The 24,784-nt window shown below is 66.5% G+C and carries 24 protein-coding genes; 11 read left to right on the top strand and 13 right to left on the bottom strand.

Annotated elements, in window-relative coordinates:
- Positions 1–19: 19 nt before the first annotated feature.
- A complete protein-coding gene (locus I6F31_RS31575; RefSeq protein WP_225186647.1) occupies positions 20–1,594 on the top strand; it encodes an isochorismatase family protein in 1,575 nt (524 codons plus the stop codon).
- 3 nt (positions 1,595–1,597) lie between these two features.
- The gene (locus tag I6F31_RS31570) at positions 1,598–2,224 is read left to right on the top strand and encodes an NAD(P)H-dependent oxidoreductase (RefSeq protein WP_036013316.1); all 627 of its coding nucleotides are present in this window, start codon (positions 1,598–1,600) and stop codon (positions 2,222–2,224) included.
- 27 nt (positions 2,225–2,251) lie between these two features.
- Here I6F31_RS31570 and hydA read toward each other — a convergent pair whose 3' ends face one another.
- Both hydA and I6F31_RS31560 read right to left on the bottom strand, forming a co-directional pair.
- Complete coding sequence (hydA, locus tag I6F31_RS31565) at positions 2,252–3,712, bottom strand: dihydropyrimidinase (RefSeq protein WP_225186646.1); 1,461 nt, start codon at positions 3,710–3,712, stop codon at positions 2,252–2,254.
- Entirely contained in the window at positions 3,673–4,413 is a 741-nt protein-coding gene (locus I6F31_RS31560; RefSeq protein WP_057029897.1) for an aspartate/glutamate racemase family protein, read from the bottom strand. Before I6F31_RS31560 ends, hydA begins: the two co-directional genes overlap by 40 nt.
- Positions 4,414–4,618: 205 nt before the next feature.
- Between I6F31_RS31560 and I6F31_RS31555 the strand changes: the two genes are divergently transcribed.
- Both I6F31_RS31555 and I6F31_RS31550 read left to right on the top strand, forming a co-directional pair.
- Positions 4,619–5,329, top strand: a complete 711-nt coding sequence (locus tag I6F31_RS31555; protein ID WP_225149409.1) for a GntR family transcriptional regulator — start codon at positions 4,619–4,621, stop codon at positions 5,327–5,329.
- A 2-nt stretch (positions 5,330–5,331) separates the two neighbouring features.
- Positions 5,332–6,081 (top strand): aspartate/glutamate racemase family protein, encoded by a 750-nt coding sequence (locus tag I6F31_RS31550; protein ID WP_192893247.1) that lies wholly within the window; start codon positions 5,332–5,334, stop codon positions 6,079–6,081.
- Here I6F31_RS31550 and I6F31_RS31545 read toward each other — a convergent pair whose 3' ends face one another.
- Entirely contained in the window at positions 6,082–7,056 is a 975-nt protein-coding gene (locus I6F31_RS31545; RefSeq protein ID WP_249788282.1) for an amidase, read from the bottom strand.
- A 501-nt stretch (positions 7,057–7,557) separates the two neighbouring features.
- On the opposite strand from I6F31_RS31545, the gene I6F31_RS31540 reads away from it, so the two are divergent.
- From I6F31_RS31540 to I6F31_RS31525, 4 genes are read left to right on the top strand one after another with little or no spacing between them, the layout of a single operon-like run.
- Positions 7,558–8,652: an ABC transporter ATP-binding protein gene (locus tag I6F31_RS31540; RefSeq protein ID WP_225186645.1), complete on the top strand. Its 1,095-nt coding sequence runs from the start codon at positions 7,558–7,560 to the stop codon at positions 8,650–8,652.
- A gap of 30 nt (positions 8,653–8,682) precedes the next feature.
- Positions 8,683–9,729, top strand: coding sequence for an ABC transporter substrate-binding protein (locus I6F31_RS31535; protein WP_225186644.1), 1,047 nt, complete (start codon positions 8,683–8,685; stop codon positions 9,727–9,729).
- 18 nt (positions 9,730–9,747) lie between these two features.
- Entirely contained in the window at positions 9,748–10,611 is an 864-nt protein-coding gene (locus I6F31_RS31530; protein WP_225186643.1) for an ABC transporter permease, read from the top strand.
- A complete protein-coding gene (locus I6F31_RS31525; RefSeq protein WP_225186673.1) occupies positions 10,611–11,426 on the top strand; it encodes an ABC transporter permease in 816 nt (271 codons plus the stop codon). Before I6F31_RS31530 ends, I6F31_RS31525 begins: the two co-directional genes overlap by 1 nt.
- Here the strand turns inward: I6F31_RS31525 and I6F31_RS31520 are convergent, their stop codons facing one another.
- A complete protein-coding gene (locus I6F31_RS31520) occupies positions 11,427–11,762 on the bottom strand; it encodes a hydroxyisourate hydrolase (RefSeq protein WP_225186642.1) in 336 nt (111 codons plus the stop codon).
- Positions 11,763–11,788: 26 nt separating this feature from the next.
- Here I6F31_RS31520 and I6F31_RS31515 point away from each other — a divergent pair, with 26 nt between their 5' ends.
- Genes I6F31_RS31515 through I6F31_RS31505 form a run of 3 tightly spaced genes read left to right on the top strand, consistent with a single transcriptional unit; the run spans position 11,789 to position 15,214 of the window.
- Entirely contained in the window at positions 11,789–12,985 is a 1,197-nt protein-coding gene (locus tag I6F31_RS31515; RefSeq protein ID WP_225186641.1) for an MFS transporter, read from the top strand.
- Positions 12,966–14,336: an amidase gene (locus I6F31_RS31510; protein ID WP_225186640.1), complete on the top strand. Its 1,371-nt coding sequence runs from the start codon at positions 12,966–12,968 to the stop codon at positions 14,334–14,336. Before I6F31_RS31515 ends, I6F31_RS31510 begins: the two co-directional genes overlap by 20 nt.
- A 17-nt stretch (positions 14,337–14,353) precedes the next feature.
- Positions 14,354–15,214, top strand: coding sequence for an alpha/beta hydrolase (locus I6F31_RS31505; protein WP_225186639.1), 861 nt, complete (start codon positions 14,354–14,356; stop codon positions 15,212–15,214).
- 124 nt (positions 15,215–15,338) lie between these two features.
- Here the strand turns inward: I6F31_RS31505 and I6F31_RS31500 are convergent, their stop codons facing one another.
- The 9 genes from I6F31_RS31500 to I6F31_RS31460 form a co-directional block, all read right to left on the bottom strand.
- Entirely contained in the window at positions 15,339–15,692 is a 354-nt protein-coding gene (locus tag I6F31_RS31500) for a Rieske (2Fe-2S) protein (RefSeq protein ID WP_225186638.1), read from the bottom strand.
- Positions 15,664–16,368 (bottom strand): ABC transporter ATP-binding protein, encoded by a 705-nt coding sequence (locus I6F31_RS31495; protein ID WP_192893248.1) that lies wholly within the window; start codon positions 16,366–16,368, stop codon positions 15,664–15,666. Before I6F31_RS31495 ends, I6F31_RS31500 begins: the two co-directional genes overlap by 29 nt.
- Positions 16,361–17,143, bottom strand: coding sequence for an ABC transporter ATP-binding protein (locus tag I6F31_RS31490; RefSeq protein ID WP_225186637.1), 783 nt, complete (start codon positions 17,141–17,143; stop codon positions 16,361–16,363). The genes I6F31_RS31495 and I6F31_RS31490 overlap by 8 nt, the downstream gene beginning before the upstream one ends.
- Entirely contained in the window at positions 17,143–18,189 is a 1,047-nt protein-coding gene (locus I6F31_RS31485) for a branched-chain amino acid ABC transporter permease (protein WP_225186636.1), read from the bottom strand. Before I6F31_RS31485 ends, I6F31_RS31490 begins: the two co-directional genes overlap by 1 nt.
- On the bottom strand, positions 18,186–19,058 hold the full coding sequence (locus I6F31_RS31480; protein ID WP_036004995.1) for a branched-chain amino acid ABC transporter permease: 873 nt from the start codon (positions 19,056–19,058) through the stop codon (positions 18,186–18,188). Before I6F31_RS31480 ends, I6F31_RS31485 begins: the two co-directional genes overlap by 4 nt.
- Positions 19,059–19,126: 68 nt before the next feature.
- Positions 19,127–20,281: an ABC transporter substrate-binding protein gene (locus tag I6F31_RS31475; RefSeq protein WP_225186635.1), complete on the bottom strand. Its 1,155-nt coding sequence runs from the start codon at positions 20,279–20,281 to the stop codon at positions 19,127–19,129.
- 76 nt (positions 20,282–20,357) lie between these two features.
- Positions 20,358–21,554 carry a 2Fe-2S iron-sulfur cluster-binding protein gene (locus I6F31_RS31470; RefSeq protein WP_225145861.1) on the bottom strand — a complete coding sequence of 399 codons (1,197 nt, stop codon included), beginning with the start codon at positions 21,552–21,554 and terminating at the stop codon, positions 20,358–20,360.
- Complete coding sequence (locus I6F31_RS31465; protein ID WP_225145862.1) at positions 21,551–22,387, bottom strand: FAD binding domain-containing protein; 837 nt, start codon at positions 22,385–22,387, stop codon at positions 21,551–21,553. Before I6F31_RS31465 ends, I6F31_RS31470 begins: the two co-directional genes overlap by 4 nt.
- Positions 22,384–24,777 carry a xanthine dehydrogenase family protein molybdopterin-binding subunit gene (locus tag I6F31_RS31460; RefSeq protein ID WP_225145863.1) on the bottom strand — a complete coding sequence of 798 codons (2,394 nt, stop codon included), beginning with the start codon at positions 24,775–24,777 and terminating at the stop codon, positions 22,384–22,386. Before I6F31_RS31460 ends, I6F31_RS31465 begins: the two co-directional genes overlap by 4 nt.
- Positions 24,778–24,784: the final 7 nt, after the last annotated feature.

Raw genomic sequence — 24,784 nt, 5'->3', positions numbered from 1 at the left:
CGTTGTCGAGGATCGACCGATGACGCATGTGACGTTGCGAAGCGAGTTCGAAACCCTGATCGACCCCTATGCGCCGGTCGCACAGATCGGCACCGGCTTCGACTTCACGGAAGGGCCGATCTGGCATCCGGTCGATCAGTATCTGCTGTTCTCGGACATGCCGGCCGACGTGCGGCGGCGCTGGGATGCGCGGCGCGGCGTCGTCGAGGTCAAACGCCCGTCGAACAAATGCAACGGCATGACCTATGACGCCGAGCTCAATTTGATCGTCTGCGAGCACGCGACCTCGTCGCTGATCCGCGAACGCCCGGACGGACGGCGCGAGGTGCTGGCCTCGCATTTCGGCGGCCAGGAGCTCAACAGCCCGAACGACGTCTGCGTGCACTCATCCGGCGCGATCTATTTCTCCGATCCATGGTATGGCCGCATGCCGGTCTATGGCGTCGAACGGCCGCGCCAGCTCGGCTTCCAGGGCGTCTACCGCGTCGTGCCGGGCGGCGAGCCGAAGCTCGTGGTCGAGCGCAATCTGTTCGACCAGCCGAACGGGTTGTGCTTCTCGCCGGACGAGAGGCTGCTCTATGTCAACGACACGGTGCAAGCGCTGATCCGCGTGTTCGACGTCAACAGCGACGGCTCGCTGTCCAATGCGCGCGTGTTCGCCAGCGGCATCAAGTCCGAGCTCGAGCCTGGCTTGCCCGACGGCATGAAATGCGATCAGCACGGCAATGTCTGGGTCACCGCCCCCGGCGGCGTCTGGGTCTATTCGCCGCGCGGCGAACTGCTCGGCAAGGTCCGCGTGCCCGAGCTGGTCGCCAACCTCGCCTGGGGCGGGCCGGATTTCCGCACGCTCTATCTCACCTCGACGCATTCGGTGTATGCGATCCCGACCCGGGTCGGCCCGCGGCATGAGCCCTATATGAGCGGCAGGCGCGCTGGCGGCGGAACAAGCCCGAGCTCATGGCCAGCCGCGCCTATTCTGACCGAGCGCGAGATGCGGCTCGATCCGCAACGCTGCGCCATGATCATCCAGGATCTCCAGAACGACGTCATCATGGACGGCGGGGCTTTCTCCGAGTCCGGCGCGCCGGGTCATGCCAAGCAGCAGCATGTCGTGGAGAATGTGCGGCGCCTGGCGGAAGCCGCACGCGCCCGCGGCGTCACCATCATCCATGTCTGGTTCGTGGTCGAGCCCGGCGCGCCCGGCGTCACACTGAACGCTCCGCTGTTCGAAGGTCTCGTCGACAGCAAGGCGATGGTGCGCGGAAGCTGGGGCGCGGCTCCCGTTTCAGGTCTCGAGCCACGGCCCGGCGATTTCGTCGTCGAGAAGATGCGGATGAGCGCCTGGGAAGGCACGCGGCTGGAGACGATCCTGAAAGCGACCGGTCGCGACATGATCATCAATACCGGCGCCTGGACCAACATGTCGATCGAGCACACGGCGCGGACCGGCGCCGACAAGGGCTATTTCATGATCGTGCCCGAGGATTGCTGCTCGACCATGAATGCCGACTGGCACAACGCCTCGATCAACTTTGCCATGCAGAACGTCGCGGTCGTGACCAGAGCCGACGCCGTGATCCGAGCGCTGGGATGAGCTGTGGCAAAGCTCCTGCACTTGTCCTGCTCGCCGCGCGCCGAGGCCGAATCGACGGCCGGCGCGCGGGTCTTTCTCGATGGCTTCCGCCAGGCCCGGCCGGATTGGGACATTGATGTCGTGGACATCTGGCGTGAGCGGATGCCGGAATTCACCGGTCCGATCGTCGAAGCCAAATACGCCCGCATGAAGGCTCAGGCCTTCACCGATGCGCAGCGCGACAGCTTTGCCGAGGCCGAGCGAATGGCGCTGCGCTTCTCGCTCGCCGACCGGGTGCTGATCTCGACCCCGATGTGGAACTTCGGCCTTCCCTACAAGCTCAAGCAGTGGTTCGACATCATCGTCCAGCCCGGTCTCACCTTCCGGTTCGATCCGTCGCAGGGATATCTGCCGCTGCTCAAGGACCGGCCGACGCTGGTGATCATCGCCAGCGGCAGCGATTTTGCCACCGGCATGAACCGCGGCCGTATCGATATGGCAACGCCCTACTTACGGGAGATCCTGCGCTTCATCGGGATCAGCAATGTCCGCTTCGTCCTGATCGGTCCAACCACGGGACCACAAGCGCCGATCGATGCCGCCCGCGAACGGGCCCATCAACGTCTCGCTGCAATGGCCGCGACCTTCTGAAGCGCGATGGCGGCGTGTCGAGCCGGATCAGATCAGGCTCGACTTGCCCCGGCTCAGCACCTGGCCTGCGCCTTTGGCGCCGACGATCCGGCCCTCGCTGCAGACCACCTCTCCCCTCGCGATCGTCGTCACCGGCCATCCCGTAACCTCGAAACCTTCCCAGGGCGTGTAATCCGCGCCGTGATGCAGATCGGCCTGCCGGATCGGCTTCTTCAACTTGGGATCCCAGAGAACGATGTCGGCATCGAAGCCGACGCCGATCGAGCCCTTCCGGGGATAGAGACCGTAGATGCGGGCGTGGTTGGTCGCGGTCAGCTCGACGAACTTCTGCAGGGTGATGCGGCCCTTCGAGACGCCTTCGGAGAACAGGATCGGCAGCCGCGTCTCGACGCCGGGGATGCCGTTCGGCACCCAGCGGAACGAGGTACGGGCGTTCGGCGTCAGCTTGCCCTTGGGATCATCGTAGCGGAACGGGCAGTGATCGGACGAGAAGGTCTGGAACACGCCCGACGTAATGCCCTCCCAGATCGCCTCCTGGCTCTCGACATCGCGCGGCGGCGGCGAGCAGACGTATTTCGCGCCCGTAATGTCCATGTTGAGGCCCTTCATGTCGTCGGCCGTCAGCGTGATGTATTGCGGGCAGGTCTCGGCATGAACGGGCAGACCGCGCTGCTGCGCCCAGCGTACCTGCTCCATCGCCTCGCGTCCGGAGACGTGCACGATCATGATGGGAACGCCGATCACCTCGGCATGGCTGATGGCCCGGTGCGTCGCCTCGCGCTCGACCGCCTGCGGCCGCGAGGTGCCGTGATAGTACGGCGCGATATGACCTTCGCGCTCCAGCTTGCTGGTCAGAAAACGGATGGCGTCGTAGCCCTCGCAATGGACCATGACCAGCGCCTCCTCGCGGCGCGCGACCTCGAACACTTCGAGCAGTTGCTTGTCGCTGAGCACGAGGTCGTCATAGGTCATGAACACCTTGAACGAGGTGTAGCCGTCCTTGACCAGCGCCGGCAGCTCCTGCCCGAGCACCACGGCAGTCGGATCGGAGATGATGAGATGGAAGGCCGTATCGATGTAGCACTCACCTTCGGCGAGCTTGCGATAGTTCTCGACACAGCTGCGCAGCGAGGTGCCTTTCTCCTGCAGCGCAAAGGGCAGCACCATGGTGTTGCCGCCGGCTGCGGCTGCGCGCGTCGCCGAGGCAAAATCGTCGGCCATCACCACGTCGGGGCCCGAGCGCTGGGAAATATGGACGTGGCTGTCGATGCCGCCCGGCAGCGCCAATAGGCCCGACGCATCGATCTCGCGCGCTGCGCCCGCGATGCTATCGGCGATGCTGACGATGCGGCCGTCGCGAATTCCGATATCAGCGCGAAACTCGTCGCTGGCCGTCACGATGGTGCCGCCGCGGATGGCGAGGTCGAGCTGCGTCACTGATGTCTCCGTCACCTGATATTTGGCATTGTCTGGAAGATCCGTCCCCATTGCGCAAGGGCCGTCACATCGCCGCCGGCGAGGCAGAGGGTCCGCCACAGCGTCACCGCGACCGAATCGAGCACGGCGATGTCCAGCTCCCGCTCCAGCGTGGCCGCAAGCGCCGCACCATCGAGATTGGTGCAGAGGATGACGATCGCGTCAGCCCCCTCCGCCGCTACGGTGCGGATCATATCCGTGATCGACGACGGCGCGACTTCGCCAAAGGAAAAGTTGTCGCGCAAGCCGAGATGCCGCTCGGCATGCGGGGTGATCCCCTCCTCAGCCCAGACGTCGGCAATGCGCCGCTGCACGTCGTCGGTATAGGGCGAGACCAGGCCGACGCGCCTGGCGCCGAGCGCGCGGGCGGCATCGATGCAGGCCAGGGTCGATGTCGTTGCCGGCACATTTGTGCGGGCCGTGATCGCCTCGCACAGGCTGCGGTCGCGGCCGACGCCGAGCCAGCTTGCGGACGTTCCGTTCCAGGCGATCGCGTCGACCTTGGCATCCGCCAGCAGATCGGCCGCCGGCAACATCACCGAGGCATCGAACTGGCTCAGCGCCGCGGCGTCGAGCGCGATCTCGGTGACGCGGAAGCGCGAGAAATGTGCGGTGACGCCGGAGACACCGGCCAGCATGGCGCTGGTGACGGGCTCCAGCACCGAGTTGGAGGACGGCGTGATCATGCCGAGGCGCTTGCGCATGGCTGACATCGATCACAGTCGCTCCGTTGCCGCAGGGAGCATCAACGCTCCCTCGAAACGATCATCGGCATCCCCGGCGCCGTGCGCAACCCGCAATTTGCATACTGCATACAATTTGTTCGATATGCATTTGTTTTACGCCACATACGTCGCCTATTTGAGCATCGCGTTCGGCTCGGTATGGCTAGGATGAGTTGCAAGCAGGAAGCCTCGCGTGCAGCAGAAATCCGAACTGAACCCGGGACGAAAGTCGCCCAAGCTCAAGCGGATGGGCCTGCATGAGCGCGCCGCCGCGCGGATGCGGACGATGATCATTCGCGGCGAGCTGCCGCCGGGCTCGCAGACTCAGGAGACCAAGCTGTCGAAGGAGCTCGGCGTGTCGCGCACGCCCTTGCGCGAGGCGATGAAGGTGCTGGCGGCGGAGGGCTTGATCGAGCTCCGTCCCAACCGCAGCCCGCGCATTGCCGATATCGCGGTCGACGGCATCTCGGAATTGTTCGAGGCGCTCGCCGGGATCGAGCGGCTCGCCGCCGAGCTCGCCGCGGAACGCGCCACCGAGCGCGATCTCGTCCGCCTACGCACGCTGCAGACCCGGATGGAGGGTCATCACCGCAGCGGCAAGCTCGACGATTATTTCGCGATCAACGGCGAAATCCACAACGCCATCGTCCGCATGGCCCGCAACACCCCGCTCCGCGAGGCGCACGAGACGCTGATCTTCCGCGCCGAGCGTGCGCGCTATCTCGCGCTCGGTGCCGACAGGCGCTGGAGCAATTCGGTCGACGAGCACGCCGACATCCTGGCCGCCCTCGAAGCGCGCGACGGCGAAGCGGCCGGCCGCCTGCTCGGCGCGCACGTTGCGCGCACCGGCACGGCGCTGCTGGAAGTTCTCGCCGCCTCTCAGGCCAAGCGGCCGGCGGCATGATCATGAAGCTGCTCCTGCTCAACCCAAATACCAGCACCGAGGTCACGCAGCTGATGCTGGGGGTCGGGCAGCGCGCCGCCTCGGCAGGTACCGAGCTGATCCCCTGCACCGCGGCCCGCGGCGTGCCCTATATCGCCACGCGCACCGAAGCGCAGATCGGCGGCGCCATCGCGCTGGAGATGCTTGCCGAGCAGCACAAAAAGGTCGACGCCGCGATCATCGCGGCCTTCGGCGATCCCGGCCTGTTCGCGGCGCGCGAGACCTTCGACATTCCCGTGATCGGCATGGCGGAAGCCGCGATGCTGACCGCGTGCATGGCCGGACGCCGCTTTGCCATCGTTACCTTCGCGCAGGCGCTGGGGCCCTGGTACGAGGAATGCGTCCGCGCCCACGGGCTGTGGGAGCGCTGCGCCGGCATCCGCATGCTGGATACGCCGTTTCAGGCGATCTCCGAGGTCGGCACCGAGAAGGAGGACATGCTGGTCGAGCTCGCCCGGCGCGCCATCGTCGAGGACGAGGCCGATGTGCTGATCTTTGCCGGCGCCCCGCTCTCGGGTCTTGCCGAGCGCGTCGCCGACCGGATCCCTGTCCCCGTGGTCGATCAGGTCATAGCTTCAGTGAAGCAAGCCGAGGCGCTGCATGCGCTGCGTTTGCGCAAGGCCGTTGCGGGCACCTTCCGCCGCCCCGCCGCCAAGCCGACCATCGGCCTTGCCGATGCGCTCGCCGCCCGGCTCGAGCATCGCGACAGCTGATCAGAGAGGCGGCCGGCGATGCGAAAAACCCAATTCGTTCTCGAGCACGCGGCCGAAGGCAAACAAGCGGGATTCGCACCCCGGCGGTGCGACGATCTGCATGCCGAAGGGCAGCACATTCTCCCCGCGCGGCACCGGCACGGTCAGCACCGGGAAGCCGACCAGCGACACGATGAAGGTCACGGCGAGATAGTCGATCGGCGTCTCCAGCGCGGCCCCATCGATGGCCGTGACGTCGGCGATTTCATTCGGCCAGGGCAAGACCGACGCAGCCGGCGCGACCAGGAAATCGGCGCGAGTGAACAGCTGGCGAAAGCTGCGGTAGATCGCGGTGCGGCGCCGCTCGGCGTCGAGGTAGTTCTGCGCGGACAGTTTTGCCCCGGCTTCGATATTCCAGATCACCGTCGGCGTGAGCTCCGCACGCCGCGTTCTCAGCAACTCGCCGTAAGCGTTGGCGATATGCGCGGCGCGCAAGGTGCGGAAGGTTTCGATCGCCCCGCCGCAATCCGGCGAGGACGGCACGACATCGGCGACACGCGCGAGCGCCTCGCACGCCGCCGCGAAGCGGGCACGAGCCTCGCGCGCAACGGGCGCCACGCCGAAATCGGGCGTGACCGCAATCCGGGCACGGTCGGGGACTGGTCGATCATCATCGGTACTGCCGAGCGAGAGCGGATCATGCGGATCGCTTCCGGCGCAGACCGACAACGCGAGTTCGAGATCATCAACACCGCGGGCGAGGAAGCCGTGGGTCGCCAGCATGTCCCAGCCGAGCGGCCGGCGCGGCAATGCAATGCGGCCGGGTGTCGGCCGGATCGAGGCGACACCACAGAAGCTGGCGGGCGTGCGCACCGAGCCGCCGAAATCGGTGCCGTGCGCCAGCGGCACCATGCCGGATGCGACCGCGACGGCAGAGCCGCCGGACGATCCGCCGAGGTCAGCGCCGGATCGAAGGGGTTGCGTGTCGGCCCGCACAATCTGTTGGTGCAGATCGCGCCGAAGCCGAACTCCGGCGTGTTGGTTTTGCCCAGAATGACCGCGCCGGCACGCCGCAGCCGCGCCACGACGAGATCATCCTCGGCCGGGACGTGATCGCCGAACAGCAGGGATCCGTAAGTCGTCGCAAGTCCCGCAGTGTCAGTGAGGTCCTTGACCGCAATGGGCACGCCGTGCAGCGGGCCCATCGGCGCAGAGGCGGCATCGCACATCTGCGCTGCACGGCGGGCACCATCCGCATCCACCGTCACGAATGCCGCCAATCGGCTGTCGAGGCTCGCCATCCGCGCCAGATGCGCTTCGACGGCCTGGCGGGAGGACACTTCGCGCCTTGCAATGGCGCGCGCGAGCTCTGTCGCCGTGAGGTCGCATATCGATCGATCCGATGTCATGGGGTCACCATGCCAAAACGCTCCGCGAAAAGCGACAGTCGCGGGCACGAGACTTGCTTTCTCCTCTGGGGCAACGGGAGGCAACACCATGGTTGATGCGCCAAGCAGCCGATCGCTTGTCGTCGATGCGGTCACCCACCGGTATCCGAGTGGCGCGCTTGCGGTCGAGAACATCAATCTCGACATCAAGGGCGGCGAGATCATTGCGCTGCTGGGTCCGTCCGGCTGCGGCAAGACAACGCTGCTGCGCATCATCGCCGGCTTCATCGCGCAGACGCAAGGGAGGATCATCATCGGCGACGACATCGTCGATGCGCTGCCGCCGAACAAACGCGCCGTCGGCATCGTGTTCCAGAACTACGCGTTGTTCCCGCACCTGTCGATCAGCGAGAACGTCGCCTACGGCCTCGCCGCCCGCGGCATCGACAAGGCCTCACGTCAGCGCGAGGCGCAGCGCCTGCTGGAGCTGGTGCAGCTGCCTGCTATGGCCGACCGGCTGCCGCGGCAGCTCTCCGGGGGCCAGCAGCAGCGCGTTGCGCTCGCCCGCGCGCTCGCGATCAAGCCGTCGATCCTGCTGCTCGACGAGCCCTTCGCCGCGCTCGACAAGAATTTGCGGCTGGACATGCAGATCGAGGTCAAGCGGCTGCAGCGCGTCTCCGGCATCACTACGCTGATCGTGACACACGACCAGGAAGAAGCGCTGTCGATGGCCGATCGTGTCGCCGTGCTGAGCCATGGCAAGCTCGAGCAGTTCGGCTCGCCATCGGACGTCTACGACCGTCCGCAGACGCTGTTCGTCAACACCTTCGTTGGCTCCACCAACCGCATGCCCGGCATTGTGGTCTCAGCGGACCGCACGGCAGCGAAAGTGCGCCTCGATGCCGGCGCGGAGATCATCGCGCGTCCCGCAGGCGGTGCGCTCAGCGAGGGGGGCCGCGTCACCGTCTGCATCCGCCCCGAGCACCTGCAGTTCGTCGGCGACGAGACCGGCTTTGCCGGCGTCGTTGGCATGTCGCTGCCGCTGGGCGCCACCGTCGTGCACGAGGTCACCACCGCCGACGGCTCCGGCGTCAAAGTTTCTCAGGCGCGCATCGGCGAGACGCGCGCCCTGGAGAACGGCGCTGCGGTGCGCCTCGCGCCGCTCGCCCCATCGCTCGCCAACGCCTTTCCCGCAACGCTTTAGATCCAGTCCTTGTCCAGAGGGGAGTTTGATATGATCATGAATCGCAGAAGCCTGCTGACCACGGCGCTCACGCTCGGGGCCATGAAGGCGTTTCCAGGCCTGAGCTACGCCCAGGCGCGTCCGCTGGTGTTTGCGACCTTCACCGGCAGCTGGGAGGAAGCGCACAAGGCCGTGCTGGTGCCGGCGTTCCGCAAAGCCAATGCGGACGCCGCGATGGTGCTCGATCCCATGCTCTCTGTCGACCAGATCGCCAAGGTCAACGCAGCGAAAGCAAATCCGCCGATCGACGTCATGCTGCACGATCCCGGTCCTGCCCTCGTCGCCGTCGGCCAGGATCTGGTCGAGCCTTATCCGGTCGAGAGGAGCGCGTACTACAAGGACCTGATCGCCGAGGCACAGGAACCGATGGGCCCCGCCCCGTTCTTCCAGGTCGTCGGCCTCACCTACAATCCGGAAGCGGTCAAGACGCCGCCAACGTCATGGGCCGATCTCTGGAAGCCGGAATTCAAGGGCCGCGTCGGCATCACCAACCTCAACTCGACACTCGGCACCGGCTGGCTGGTCGAGATCGCCAAGATGCGCGGCGGCTCGGAGGCCAATGTCGATCCGGGCTTCAAGGCACTGGAGGAGCTCAAGCCCAATCTCGCCGCGGTCGCCGCCAATCCCGGCGCGCTCGCGACCCTATTCCAGCAGGGCCAGATCGACATCTCGCCCGGCAATTTCAACGCCATCCAGATCCTGAAAGCGCGTGGCGTGCCGGTCGAGTTCGTGGCGCCGAAGGAAGGCGCCATCGCCTTCAAGACCACGATTCACATCGTCAAGAACTCACCGAACCGCGAGCTCGCCTTCAAGCTGATCGAGGCGGCCCTGACGCCGGAGGTGCAGACCACGCTGATGAACCCGCCCTACCTGATCGTGCCGACCAACTCCAAGGTGACGATGGGCGGCGAGATCGCACGTGTGCTGGCCAAGGACACCGCCGAGCTGAAGAAGAAGTTCGTGTTCCAGGACTGGAAGAAGATCAACGAGCAGCGCTCGGCCTGGATCGAACGCTTCAACCGCGAGATCAAGATCTAAAACCTCGAGGTTCAAGCCATGGGCGCAGCGCCGGCAGCACGGGACGTGACGTCCTACGGAATGGGATTGGCAGCGCCGCTGGCGCTGTTCTTCCTGGTCTTCTTCGTCGCGCCGCTGCTGCAATTGCTCTGGCTCTCGCTGCACAACGACACGGTGGGGCTCCACTGGGGGCTCGGCCAGTACTTGCACTTCCTCACCGATCCCTTCAGCCTCGGCGTGCTCGGCTCGACGCTGCTGCTGGGCGCCGAGGTGACCGCCGTCTGCCTCGTGCTCGGTTTTCCCATCGCCTGGCTGTATCAGCGGGTCGGGCCAAAGCTTCAGACCGTCATCATCCTGATCGTGCTGCTGCCGCTTCTGACCAGCGTCGTGGTCCGCACCTTCGCCTGGATCGTCATCCTGGGGCGCCAGGGCATCATCAACGCGACGCTGCAATCGCTCGGCTTGATCGATACCCCGCTAAAGCTGCTCTACACCCAGTTCGGCGTGGTGATCGCGCTGGCACAGGTGCAGATGCCCTTGATGACGCTGCCGCTGATCACCGCGCTCAGCCGCATCGATCCCAATCTCGACGATGCCTCCTGCTCGCTCGGCGCGGGAAGCTGGCGCACCTTCTTCCGGATCATGCTGCCGCTGTCGTTGCCGGGGGTCATCGCCGGCTGCACGCTGACCTATGCCGCCGCGATCACCGCCTTCATCACCCAGTCGCTGATCGGCGGCGGGCAGATGCTGTTCATGCCGATGTATCTCTACCAGCAGGCGTCGACGCTGCAGAACTGGCCGTTTGCGGCGGCGATCTCGATCATCTTCCTGCTCGCCGTGCTCGCGGTCGTCTCGGTCTTCACCACGCTCGGCCGCATGTCGCGCGGCTATGGAGGCGCATGATGAGCGGCCGCAAGCGCACGCTCGAGGCGATCAGCTTCGAGCTCGTCATGACCGTGATCGCGGTGATCGCGCTTCTCATCATCATTGCCCCCTCGCTCGTGGTGCTGATCGTCTCCTTTACCAGCGGCTTCTCGCTGCGCTTCCCGCCACCGGGCTATTCGCTGCGCTGGTACGTTGAGCTGTGGAATGCCTGGCAGCTGCACTTCGCCGCCAAGAACAGCCTGATCGTTGCGATGTGGGCGACCGGCCTGTCCGTTACCCTCGGCGTCGCCGCGGCGCTCGCGATCTCGCGCTCGCGGACACTGTCGGCGCGGCTGCTCGATTCGCTCTTCATGTCGCCCCTGGTGCTGCCCGCGCTCGCCTTCGGCCTTGCCGCCCTGATGCTGTTCTCGCTGGTCGGCCTGCCCGTGTCGCCGCTGACGCTGGTGATCGGCCACACCGTGGTCTGCGTGCCCTATGTCGTGCGCAACACGGTCGCAGCGCTGGCCCAGCTCGAGCCGACCCTGCTCGAAAGCTCGGCCGTGCTCGGCGCGAGCCGGCTCTACACGTTTCGCCGCATCGTGCTGCCGCTGATCCGGCCGGGAATCATCGCCGGCGCGTTCATCGCCTTCATGTCGTCCTTCGACAACGTGCCGGTGTCGCTGTTCCTGCGCGATGCCGCCACCGACATGCTGCCGATCCGGATGTGGCAGGATCTCGAAGGTAAGCTGGATGTCACCATCGCGGCCCTCTCGGGCGTGCTGATCATCGCGACCGTCGCGCTGGTCGCGGTCATGGAGCGCGTCACCGGCCTGTCGCGGCGGCTGACCAACTGATCAGGCGCCGCGGAACAGCGAATAGCCCCAGCGCGTGAATTTCAGCGGCAGATGAAAATGCTCGTCAACGTTCTTGATGCGAAAGCGGAACGGCGTCACGGTGAGGAAGCCGTCGCGCTCGCCAAAGAACTCGCCGAGATGGAACAGCACCTCGTACGCGCCTGCGGTCACGCCGGCGCCTTGCGCAACGGAATGATCGAGCACGCCGTTGGCGCCGAGCCGCCCATCGGCGATGCGTTGGGACTCCGGATCGATCCGCCAGATTTCGACGCGCAGCCCCTGCGCCGGGCGCCCGCTCGCCACATCGACCGCGTGAATGGAAATACCGCCTGCCACAATGTTCCTCCCATGAGCACGCCGCCATGGTAGACGGAAACACGGCCGCTCGGCCAGCACCGGCATTGTTGCCTGCTTTGGGGGCGATGACCGGGCTGCAGGCTCTCGTCGCGCTGGCCCTGTTCGCGCCCGGCGTGGTCGCCCCGCGCGCCCATATCGAGGTCTGGCAGCTCTCGTTGTTCTCCTGCGCCGTGTTCGCGGTCGGCATCCCCGCCTCGTTCTGGGGCGGCGACTTCATCGCGCGGCTGGGCTCGCTGCGCATCGCGAGCCTGTGCGCGGCGGCCATCGTCGTCGGCATGGCACTGGCTTCGCTCGGAACGAGCGCCGCCCTGCTGGCCGCAGGCCTCTGCATCGGGTTTGCGATGGGGCCGGAGACGCCGGCGAGCGCGGCGCTGCTGGCGCGGCTCGTCACCGCCGAGCGACGCGCCTTCGTGTTCTCGGTGCGCCAGACCGGCAATCAGATCGGCGCCGTCTGCGGCTCGCTGGCGCTGCCCGCGATCGCCATCGCGTTCGGCCCGGTGTGGTGCTATGCGGCCGTTGCTGCCTTGGCGCTACTGGCGATCGCGCTGTTCGAACGGTTGCGGCCGGCCTATGCCGGCAAGGTCGCCCCGCCGCCAAAGCTCGATCTCCGCGCGCGGGCGGCGCTGGTGATCGCGGACCGGCGGATCGCGATGCTGGCGCTGGCCTCGATGCCGTTCAGCGCGATGCAGGTGTCGCTCAACACGGTCTTCGTCACGCTCGGCACACGCGAGCTCGGCCTCAGCCATATCGAATCCGGCATGGCGCTCGCCTGCGCGCAAGCCGGCGGCCTGATCGGCCGTCTCGGTTGGGGCTATGTCGCCATGCGGCTCGATGCCTCGCGCGCCGTTCTCGTCGTCATCGGCCTCGGTATGGCCTTCTGCGCCGCGCTGCTCGGCCTGAATGGCGCTTCGCTCGGCCGCAGCGGACAATTCATCATTGCCGCATTGTTCGGCCTGACGGCGTCGGGCTGGAACGGCGTCTTCGTCGCCGAGATCGCCCGCCTCGCCCCGCAGGACCGGATCGGCGAGACCACCGGCGCGGTGCTGACCGCGTCCTATGCCGGTCTCCTTGCCGCGCCCGCGCTGGTGTCGATCCTGGATCGCGTGGCCAGCCTCGGCATGGCCTTCTTCGCCCTGGCGTGCCTTGCCCTTGGCGGTACATTGGCGTTGATCTGGGGAGGCCATGACAACGCGGACAAATAGCGCGCGCGAGACCGTTGCCGACGTCAGCGCCGGGCGGACCAATGCCGTCGAGACCGCGAAAGCCGCGCTCGGCCGCATCGAGGCCGCCAAGCCCTTGAACGCGGTCGTCACAATCGATCCCGCCCGCACGCTGGCGGATGCTGCGGCGGTCGATGATTGCCTGCGTATGGGCGAGATCATGCCGCTCGCCGGTGTTCCCGTGATCGTCAAGGACAACGTCTGGGTCGGCGGCTGGCGCGTGACGCAGGGCTCGCGCTTGTTCCACCATTTCATCGCGCCGCGCGATGCCATCGCGGTCGAGCGGCTGCGCAAGGCCGGTGCCGTCGTCGTCGGCATCGGCGCGACCTCCGAGTTCGCCTGCAAGGGCGTCACCACCTCACAGCTGTACGGGCCGACGCGGCATCCGCTCGATCCCGCGCTGACGCCAGGCGGTTCATCGGGCGGCCCGGCCGCAGCGGTTGCGGCCGGCCTGGTGCCGCTCGCGATCGGCACCGATGCGGGCGGCTCCAGCCGCAGGCCGCCGGCTCATGTCGGGGTCGCGGGCTTCAAGCCGTCCTATGGCGCGATCCCCTATGGGCCAGGTTTCGCCGAGCCCTTCTTCGGCCTCTCCGTCATCGCGCCGATCGCATCGGACGCGGCCGATATCGCGCTGGCGTTTGAAGCCATGGCCGGCGCCGACCCGCGCGATCCGGAGTCTGCCGTCGTGGTGCAGCAGGCCAAAAACATCGGCAGTCAGCGCATCGCGTTCTCGCCGCGCCTTGGTCTCGACGTCGCGATCGACGACGTCGTCGCGAATGGCCTCGCCGCCGCCGTCGAACGGCTTTCCGCAGCAGGTTTGCACATTACACAACGCGATCCCGCCTGGCCGGCAGGCGCCACGGAGGATGCGATCATGCCGCTGCAGCATGCGGGGCTCGCGGCACTCCACGGCGAACGCTTTCGCAAGGATCCGACTGTCTTCGATCCTGACATCGCCAAGCAGATCGAGCGAGGTCTGTCCTGGTCGGGTGCGGACGTTGCAGCGGCGCTGCTCGCCAGCACCGCGATCGCCAATGCCTTCGCAGCCTTCTTCACGGACGTCGACCTGCTGCTGACGCCGACCGTCCCCTGCGTCGCCTGGCCGCTGACGCAGCTCGGCCCTGATATGATCGGCGGAAAACCCGCAAGCCCGCGGGCCCACGCGGTGTTCACGCCCTTCGTCAATCATGCCCGCCTGCCGGCGATCTCGATTCCGTGCGGAACGGATCGGCGCGGGCTTCCCTTCGGCCTTCAAATCATCGCGGCGCGCGGACAAGACCGCTCGCTCCTCGCAGCAGCGCAAGAGATCGAAGCGATCTTGCGTAGTGCCTGACGCAAACGGAGACTCCCATGGTTGAGAACCCTCATTCGACAATTCGGCCGCTCGACCCCCGCGACCGCTGGTCCGAGCTGTCCCGGGCGGAGCGCAGTGCGGCCTATGACAACAACGCGGCGGTCAAGAATAGCCCGGCCCTGATCGCCGAGCGCAACGAAGCCTCAAGCCGGCTGCGGGGCTCGCTCAAGTCCCATCTCGACCTGCCCTATGGCGAGCGGGCGAATAACAAGATCGACCTCTACCCGGCCGCAAAGCCTGATGCGCCCTGCCTGGTGTTCCTGCACGGCGGCTACTGGCAGCGCAACTCGCGCGAGCTGTTCGCGATGCTGGTCGAAGGCGTCGCCGCGCATGGCTGGTCGGTTGCGATTCCCGGCTATTCGCTGGCGCCCGAGGTGTCCCTCACCGACATCGTCGCCGAGATCCCGCGCGCGCTCGACTGGCTCGCGGCGCACGGCGCGTCCTATGGAATTGCCGGGCCGGTCGTGCTGTCGGGCTGGTCCGCCGGCGCCCATCTCGTCGCAATGGCGCTGGATCATCCGCGTGTCCATGCGGGGCTCGCGCTCTCGGGCGTCTACGATCTCGCGCCGATCCGCGATACGGGGCTGAACGATGCGCTGAAGCTGACGGACGAGGAGATCGCCACGCTGTCGCCGCTGCGCCTACCCGTCATCCAGAAACGCCTCGACATCGCCTATGGCAGCAACGAGCTGCCGGCGCTGGTCTGCGATTCGATCAATCTCTTCGACAAGCGCGTGGCGGCGGGAGCGCCGGGCAAGCTCATCCCGGTCGAAGGCGCCGACCATTTCACCATTCTCGAGGCTCTGCGCCGCCGGGACGGAGTCCTGGTGGAGGCCGCACGGCGGCTACTGGACTAAAAGTGCGAAAAACAACCCCATGCACAGTAGCGATGTCGTTGTTTGCAAAGGCGAATTGTTTGAGGGTCGATCGACACCGCCATTGCCGCTTTGACTCGTCGGGCAAAACAGGGGCATGATGTCATCATCGCCCCGGCTGCCGCTCCTGCATCTCAATCCAGATTCGCTCGCCCGTGATCCGCACCGGATAAAGCCGCAGCGGCCGGCTCGGCCATCCCGCACTGATTGCCCCATCGCGCAAATCGAACGACGCCGCGTGACGCGGGCAATGCAGCCGCCCCGTGCTCAACTGCCCCAAGGCCAGATCCGCCTGTTCGTGCGGGCACGCACGTTCGCAGGCGACGACGTCGCCCTCGTTCCAGATCACGAGCAGGTCGCGCCCGGGGACGCGGACGATGGTCTCCGCCTTCAGCCGGTCGAGATCGCAGACGTCAATCCACCCGGCGTCGTCACCCACCAAGATAGGCCTTGCGCACATGCTCGTTGGCGATCAGCTCGGTCCCGGCGCCCGATAGCACGATGCGGCCGTTCTCGAGCAGATAAGCGTGGTCGCACATCTCGAGCGCAGCGAAGGCGTTCTGCTCGACCAGCAGCACCGTGGTGCCGGCATCGCGAATGCCGCGGATGATCGCAAAGGTGCGCTCGACGATATTGGGGGCGAGCCCGAGCGACGGCTCGTCGAACATGATCAGGCGCGGCCGCGACATCAGCGCGCGGCCGATCGCAAGCATCTGCTGCTCGCCGCCCGACAGCGTGCCCGCCGCCTGCCGGCGCCGCTCGGCGAGCCGCGGGAATTCCGAGTAGATACGGTCGCGGTCGGCCGCGATCTCGCCCGAACGACGCCGGAGGTAAGCGCCCATATCGAGATTTTCCTCGACGCTCATATGCGGAAACACGCGCCGCCCTTCCGGACAATGCGCGATGCCGCTCGCCAGCACGCGCGGCGGCTTCGCGCCGGTGATGTCGATGCCCTCGAACTTCATCTGGCCCGAGCGCGGCGGCACCAGGCCGGAAATCGCGCGCAGCGTCGTGCTCTTGCCGGCGCCGTTGGCTCCGATCAGGGCGACCAGCTGGCCGGCCTTCACGTCGAGCGAGATGCCGCGCAGCGCGGTGACGCCACCGTAGCCGCAGACCATGTCGCGGATCTCAAGCACGTCCTGCTCCATGTCCAAGATAGGCTTCGATGACAGCAGGATCGTTGCGGATCACCTCCGGCGTCCCTTCGGCGATGATGCGGCCATAGTTGAGCACCACGATGCGATCCGAGACGGTCATCACCATCGGCATGTCGTGCTCGACCAGCAAAATCGTGATGCCGCGGTCGCGGATGCCACGGATCAGCTCGACGAAACGGTGCGTCTCCGAGGCGTTCATGCCGGAGACGGGCTCGTCGAGCAGCAGCATCGACGGCTCGGCCGCCAGCGCCAGCGCGACGCCGACCAAGCGCTGCTCGCCGTAGGAGAGCGAACCTGCCGCATCGTGGGCGCGGCGTTCGAGCCCGACCCATTCGAGCAGCTCGCTCGCGCGCTGCCGCAGCTTGCGCTCCGAGGCGCGCGCGCCTGGCAGGCCGAAGATGGCGTCGAGCAGCCGGACCCGGCCCTGCCGGTGCAGGCCGATCAGGAGGTTGTCATAGACGGCGTCGTTCGGGAACACGCTGGTGCGCTGGAAGGTGCGGATCAGGCCGAGATCGGCGATCTCGTGCGGCTTCAATCCGGCGAGCGCAGTGTTGCGATAGGTGACGCGGCCGGCGCTCGGCGTCAGGAAGCCGGTCATGACGTTGAAGGCGGTGGTCTTGCCAGCGCCGTTCGGCCCGATCAGGCTGACGATCTCGCCCTCGCCGACCTCAAAGCTCATGTCGGAGATCGCGACCAGCCCGCCGAAGCGGACGGCGACCTGATCGATGGTCATGGCGATGCTGCGCGCGGTCATCACGCCGGCTCCTTGGCGCCGGTTTCAGTGAGCGTCACCGGTGCCAGCGCCGTCGTCCCGCGCCGTCGCCGGGTCAACCGCTGCGCCAGCGACGGCACGATGCCGCGCGGCAACACGAACAGGATGGCGATCAGCACGCCGCCATAGGCGATCCACTGCGCTTCCGGCGCCATCACAGGCCGCAGCGCGACCGGCAATAGGCCGAAGATCAGGCCGCCGACGACGGGACCCGCCAGCGAGCCCTTGCCGCCGCTGATGACCATGATCACCATGGTGACGGTGTTGATGAAGGCGAAGACTTCAGGGTCGATGATCCGGATGTAGTGTGCATAGAGACTTCCGGCCGCGCCGGCGATCGCGGCGGAGATCACCGCAGCAATCGTCAGCGTCCTGGTCACGTCGATGCCGACCGAGACGGCGAGCGTTTCGTTCTCCATCAGGCCACGCATGGAGCGGCCGAAATGGGAATGAACGAGGCGTGCGATCAGGAGATAGGCGATGAGCGCAACGACCAGGACGAGATAATAGTTGTGGAATTTCGTGCGCAGCGTCAGCTCGCCAAAGCCGGGCAAGGGCAACGCGACGGACGGAATATTGGTCAGCGCCAATGGACCCTGCGTCAGCTCGACCCAGTTCAGCGCGACCAGCCGGACCACCTCGGCAAAGGAGATCGTCACAATGACGAAATAGGCGCCGCGGACGCGGAACGACAACAGACCGACGAAATAGCCGCACAATCCTGCAATCAAAATTGCCAGCACGAAGCCTACGATCGGCGGCCATGGTGTGTGGACAAGACGAAAACCCCCTAGCAGGCCGATGTCGAAGCCGAGCGATGTCAGTGCGCTGACATAGGCGCCGATGCCGAAAAAGGCGATATGGCCGAGGCTGAGCTGGCCGGTGAAGCCGAGCAGCAGATTGAGACTCATCGCGCCGATGACGAAGATGCCGGTCGTGATCAGCGCGTTGAGCAGATAGGGATCGCGCAGCCAGAGCGGCACCGAGGCCAGCGCCGCGACGGCGAGAATGGTGACGATCGTCTTCATCCGACGCGCTCCGCGCGCGCGAACAGGCCGGTCGGCCGGAAGATCAGCACCGCGATGATGATGAGAAAGCCCATGGCATCGCGGTAGCCGGACGAGACGTAGCCGGCGCCGAGCTCCTCGGCCAGCGCCAGGATGAAGCCGCCGATCACCGCGCCCGTGATGTTGCCGAGGCCGCCGAGGATGACGATGGCGAAAGCCTTGACCGCGGCGAGATCGCCCATCTGCGGGAAAATGACGTAGACCGGCCCGAGCAGCGCGCCGGCGGCGGCCGCCAGGCTGGAGCCGATCGCGAAGGTCGAGGTGTAGATCATGTCGACGTTCACGCCCATCAGCGACGCCGTGTCATGGTCCTGGAACGTCGCCCGCATCGCGCGGCCGAGGCTGGTCTTGTTGATGAGCAGATACGTCACAAGGATCAACATGGCCGCAGCGGCGAGCACGAACAGGCGCAGCCAGGAGACGGAGACCGGCCCCAGCACCAGCGGCGCCTCCGGGAATGGCGTCGCCACCGCTTTCGCGACTCCGCCCCAGATCCACAGCGTGCCCGACTGCATCGCGATCCAGGCGCCGATCATCACCAGCATGGTGGTGTCGATGTCGGAGCCGCGCAGCGGACGCAGCAAGGTCAATTCGATGGCCGCACCCAGCAGCCATCCGGCCAGCACGGCCACCGGTAGCGCGAGAAAGAAGTTCAGCCCGATCTGCTGCACCACGATGAACATGATGTAGGCGCCGAACGTGTAGAGCACGCCATGCGTGAAGTTCACGACGTTCATGATGCCGAAGATCAAGGTCAGCCCGATACCCAGCAGCGCATAGGTGCCGCCGAGCACGAGCATGTTGATCAGATGCTGAAGGAATTCGCTCAAGATTGTTCCCGATTAGTCCGTATTCGGCGAGAGCGGTGACGTACCGCCCTCGCCTGCGAACAAGCGCGTCAGAGCGTCTTCATCTCGATCTTGCCGTCGGCGATCTCGATGAGATAGACATTCGGCTGGCTCTGACCGCTTTCCTTGCCCTCGGGGCCCGACTTGCGGAACACGATGTCGCCGTTCAGCCCCTTGATGTTGATGTTCCAGAGCGCCGCCTTGATCGCGGCAGGCTCAGCCTTGCCGGCCTTCTCGATCGCGGCGGCGACGGTGCGGATGCCGTCATAGCCGCGGAAACTCTCGGTGCAGCCGGCGAAGTCGAAGCCGCGCTTCTTCCATTCCGCGATGAAATAGTTGGTGGCTTCCGGGTTCGGCGTCTTGTCCGGGAACCAGGGCAGGAACGTCGTCAGATGCATGGTGCCGTTGGCGGCGGCGCCGGCTTGCGCGATGATCTGGTCCGGATTCTGCGAGCCGCCGGTGGTGATGATGCGCTTCTTCAGGCCGAGCGCGGCGGCCTGCTTGAAGATCAGCGTGAGCTGGTCGACGGCGGTGGTGACGATGACGGTCTCGGAATCCGAGGTCTTGATCTTGGACAGCTGCGCGCTCATGTCCTGCGCGCCCTGGTCCATGGTCTCGACGAGGCCGATGCCGATGCCCTTCTCCTTCATCATCTTGCTGAAATCCTCGGCGGTGCCGCGGCCCCAGTCGTTGTTGATGACAAGGAAGTCGACCTTTTTCAGCGCGAGCTTGTCGACGATGTTCTTGAACGCGGCCGCCTCGATCGCGGAGGGCGGCGAGATGCGGAAGATGAAGGGATTGCCCGTCGTCGTGATCTTGCCGGAGGACGAGGTCTCCACCACCATCGGCGTCTCGTATTCCATCAGCTTCGGCATCACCGCGAGCGTCAGGCTCGAGCCCCAGGCGCCCATCAGGACCGGCACCTTGTCGCTGGTGATGAGCTTCTCGGCGACGGCGGCGGCCTCCGTCGGGTTGCTCTTGTTGTCCTCGATGACGAGCTCGATCTTCTTGCCGAGGATGCCGCCCTTGGCGTTGATCTCGTCGGCGGCGATCTTCGCACCATTGACGACGTAAGTGCCTGAGGCCGCGAACGCGCCGGTGAGCGGCTCGTTGACGCCGATCTTGATGGTCTGCGCCCCCGCGGCGCCGCCGAACAAGGCCGTCGCCAACGCGATTGCCGGAACCAGTCCGAGTGTTCGTGTCATGTTTGTCTCTCCAAATCCCACGCTGTTGATGTCAGGGCAGTCCAGGCTTCGTCACTCCGCGGCGCCGGTTCGCCGATCATTCCGCGCCACCTCTTCCGAAGGTGCGGCGAAATATTTGCGCGAGCCGGGCTCGCAAGACGTCCGATGCAATCGACCAGAAGCTGAGCTCCGCCGGACCTGCCTGCCCCGACGAGGCGCCGGACATGTGGCGGTCGAGATTGGCGGCGAACTCCGCAACGAGACGTTTTGCAAGGTCTCGCACGAGGCCGGGACGACCGACCTGAGCCAGCATTCCCGTGAGCGTGTAGCCGATCGACAGTTCGACCGCGGTCGCCGCGCCGCCTTCCAGTGGCAGCAGGCGGTAACGGATCTCGCCCTGCGTCGCCGAATGGCTGCGCTGGTCGGTGCCGATGCCGACGATGCGCCCCGAGAGTGTCGCGGGATCCCGCTCGACGCGCGCGGCCCCCTCGAAGCTTGCTGCGATCGGACCGAGCCTGACGCGGATCGATCCTTCGACGCGCTCCGGCTTTGGCGTCGACGACAGCGATACGCCAGGGAGGCAGGCGGCGATACCTGCGATGTCCTCGAACATCGCGAACACCTTTGCCGGCGGATACGGCAACGTGAAGCGCTGATCGAGCACGGTTGCCGGCGTGAAGTCGGGGATGCTGCTTGGGGTGGCACTTTCCAGTGCCGGAGCTGGCGCGTGCCGCGCAGGCCGCAACTCGTTCCGGGCGGTTGCCGCTCGCCCCGAGCCGGCAGGACCAAGGACGGTCCGACCCCCATCCGCCATCGGCGCGACGTTGCGCGCGCGCCTTGCCTCGATCACGGACTGCACCGCGCGCACAATGCCGACATAGCCGGTGCAGCGGCAGAGATTGCCGCTGAGGCCAATGCGAATCTGGCGCTCGTCGGCGTCGGGCAGACGCAGCACCAGGTCGCGCGCCGAGACCAGCATGCCGGGCGTGCAATAGCCGCATTGCAGGGCATGCTCGCGGGTGAAGGCAGCGCGCAGCTCGGTCGTGATCTCGTCCTCGTCGAGGCCTTCGATCGTGGTGACATCGGCGCCCTCGCAGGCCGCCGCATAGGTGATGCAGGAGCGCGCCGGCACGCCGTCGAGCAGCACAGTGCAGGCGCCGCAGACCCCATGCTCGCAGCCGAGATGCGTGCCGGTGAGATCGAGCCTGTCGCGGACGAAATCGGCAAGGCTGGTGCGCGGCTCGGCGTGCAGCTCCACCGCGCGGCGATTGACCTGAAGCGCGATCGTGGTCATGCCGCGGCCTCCAGAACGGCGCGCTTCAGCACGCTGACATGGATGTGGCGCTGCGCGGCATCGTCGATGCCGGCGCTTGCGAGCAGGGCATCGGCGGCACGGACATCGAAGCGCTGCTTGTAGTCGGCGGCAATCCGGCCGCCGAACAGCTCGGCGGCATCGGTGATGACGATCGGCGTCGTATCGATGGCACCGATCACGATACGCGCCGAGGCGGCAGCGGGATCGACCAATATCGCACCGATGGCATGGGCGAATTCGCCGGTCTTGCGGCAGCTCTTGGCATAACCCCAATGCGCTGTCGCCGATCGCGCCGGCACGTGGACCGCCTCGACGATCTCGCCGGCATGCAGCGCAGATTCCAGCGCACCGACCACAAACGCTTCGACCGCCATCGATCGCACACCGGCAAGACTGCGCAATGTCACGCGCGCACCCAGGGCCGCCAGCGCCGAGATCCAGTCCGCGGCGGGATCGGCATGGCTGAGCGAGCCGCCGATCGTGCCGCGATTGCGGACCGCGCGATAGGCGATGTTGGCAGCGACAGCCCGCATGGCGCCGCGGGTCACGTCGGCCGTGCGGCCGTCCTCGATATCGGCATGGGTGACGAGGGCGCCCAGCACGAGCTCGTCGCCGGAGACCTCTGCGCGCTTGAGCTCGGCAAGGCCGGAAATGTCAATAACCAGCTCCGGCTGCACCAGCCGCAGATTGAGCATCGGGCCGAGCGATTGGCCGCCGGCGATGATCTTCGCCGATCCGCCGCTTGCGGCCAGCATCGAGAGAGCCGCATCGAGATCGCGCGGGCGCTCGTAAGCAAAGGGCGCCGGTTTCATGCCGCGCTCCTCTCAGCCGCACGCGCGGCCAGCACCGCCGCGACGATGCGATGCGGCGTGATCGGCGACTGCATCAGCTCGACGCCGAGCGGGCGCAGCGCGTCGTTGACGGCATTGGCGATTGCGGCGGGCGGTGCGATGGCGCCGCCCTCGCCGATGCCTTTCACCCCGAACTGAGTATAGGGCGACGGCGTCTCCATATGATCGAGGCGCGCGGCCGGGACCTCGGTCGGACCGGGCAACAGGTAATCCGCGAGCGTCGTCGCCAGCGGCTGGCCGGAGGCATCGAACGGCATTTCCTCGTAGAGCGCGGTGCCGATGCCTTGCGCGAGGCCGCCATAGATCTGGCCGTCGACGACGAGCGGATTGACCAGCACGCCGCCGTCCTCGACGATCACATAGTCGAGGATCTCGACCTCGCCGATATCAGGATCGACCGCGACCACGGCTGCATGCGCGGCATAGCTGAAGGTGCCGCTGTCGCGCACGGGCTTGTAGCCTTGGGTGACCTCGAGCCCGCCCGGATCGACGTCTGGCGGCAAATCCTGCGGGCGGCGGTACCAGGTGTGGGCGATCGCCTTCAGGCTGACGCTGCCGTTGACGCCGCGCACCTCGCCGTTCTGCAATACCACGGAGGCCGGATCGTGCTGCAAAAGTTTCGCGCCGATGCGGCGCGCACGTTCGCCGAGCTCGCGGCAGGCGGTCGCGACCGCACCACCCGCCATCACCATCGAGCGCGAGCCCCAGGTGCCGGTCGAATACGGCGTCATCGCGGTGTCGCCGAGGACGATGCGGATGTTTGCGACATCCACGCCGAGGATTTCGTGCGCGACCTGGGCGAGCGTCGTCTCCATGCCCTGCCCGTGCGAGTGCACGCCGACACGCAGTTCAAGGCCACCGTCCGGCGTCAGGCGCGCCGAGGCCTGCTCATGGCCCGGCACCATCGGGATACCCCAGCCGGAATAGACCGAGGTGCCGTGCGCGGCCTGCTCGCAATAGATGGAGATGCCGACGCCGATGCGGCGGCCGTCGGCCTCGCCCTGCTTTTGCCTGGCGCGGATGGCGTCGATGTCGATGGCTGCGAGTGCGCGGCGCATCGCTTCCGGATAATCGCCGCTGTCGAAATGCTTCTTGGTGATGTTGTCGAACGGCATCTGTTCAGGGCGCACCAGATTGCGCAGCCGCACCTCGCCGGGCTCTAGGCCGGCTTCCGCCGCCACGAGGTCGAGCATCAATTCCAGCGCAAAGCAGACGCCGGTGCGCGCGACGCCGCGATAGGGCAGGATCGGGCATTTGTTGGTGGCGACCGAGAAGGTGCGGCAGCGATAGGCCGGCATCTTGTAGGGACCGGGCAGGATGCTGGCGACCTGCGCGGCCTCCAGGCAGGCCGAGAACGGATAGGACGAGTAGGCGCCGGAATCGACCGTCGCTTCACAGTCGATGCCGCGCAGCGTGCCGTCACGGTCAGCATAGACCGTGATTTTGTAATGATGTTCGCGGCAATTGGAGCTGGCGACGAGATGCTCGCGCCGGTCTTCGAGCCAGCGCACGGGATGGCCGCAACGCATCGTCAGCCAGGACAGGCAGACCTCTTCGGGCAACAAAATTCCCTTGTGACCGAAACCACCGCCGACGTCGGGCGAGATGACGCGGATCTGGCCCTCCTCCATGTCGAGGCATTCGGCGAGGCCGCTGCGCGTGATGTGCGGCATCTGCGCCGCCGAATGCAGTGTGAGCTGATCGAGCCTCTCGTCGAAGGTCGCGACCACGCCGCGGCCTTCCAGCGGCGACATGCATTGCCGCGCCGTCGAGATCTCGCGCGTCACCTTGATCGGCGCATCGAGCGCGGCGGAGATGTCGACCTCGTAATTGGTCTCCAGGAAGACGTTGTCGCCCCAATGCTCGTGCACCAGCGCCGAGCCGGGCTCGCGCGCCTTCAGCATGTCATGGATCGCCGGCAGCTCCTCCAGATCGAGCGTCACGGAGGCCGCGATGTCCTCGGCCTCGGCGCGGGTCGGCGCGAGGCACATCGCGACGAGCTCACCGACCTGGCGCACCTTACCGGTGGCGAGCACCGGCTGCTCCGAGATCTTGAAGCCCGGCAGGCCCGACACCGCACGGATCGGCTTGATGCCGACGAGATCGGTCGCCGTGAACACGCTGCCGCGATGGCGTTCGGGCACATGGATGCCGCGGATGCGCGCATGCGCCAGCGGGCTGCGCACGAAGGCGACGTCCTGAAGGCCGGCGAGCCTGACGTCTCCGACATATTGGCCGCGGCCGCGCATCAGGCGGTCGTCTTCCTTGCGCGGCAGCCGTGCGCCTACGCCCTGCCCCGTCTTTCCGTCCGGAAATTCTCGCTCGTTGCGCAACTTCGCGTTCTCCTCCACCGCCCGG

The sequence above is a fragment of the Bradyrhizobium sp. NBAIM01 genome, from assembly GCF_020194115.1.
Lineage (GTDB): Bacteria > Pseudomonadota > Alphaproteobacteria > Rhizobiales > Xanthobacteraceae > Bradyrhizobium > Bradyrhizobium yuanmingense.
The sequence above is the reverse complement of the archived record's forward strand: the minus strand, read 5'-3'. Positions and strand labels throughout refer to the sequence as shown.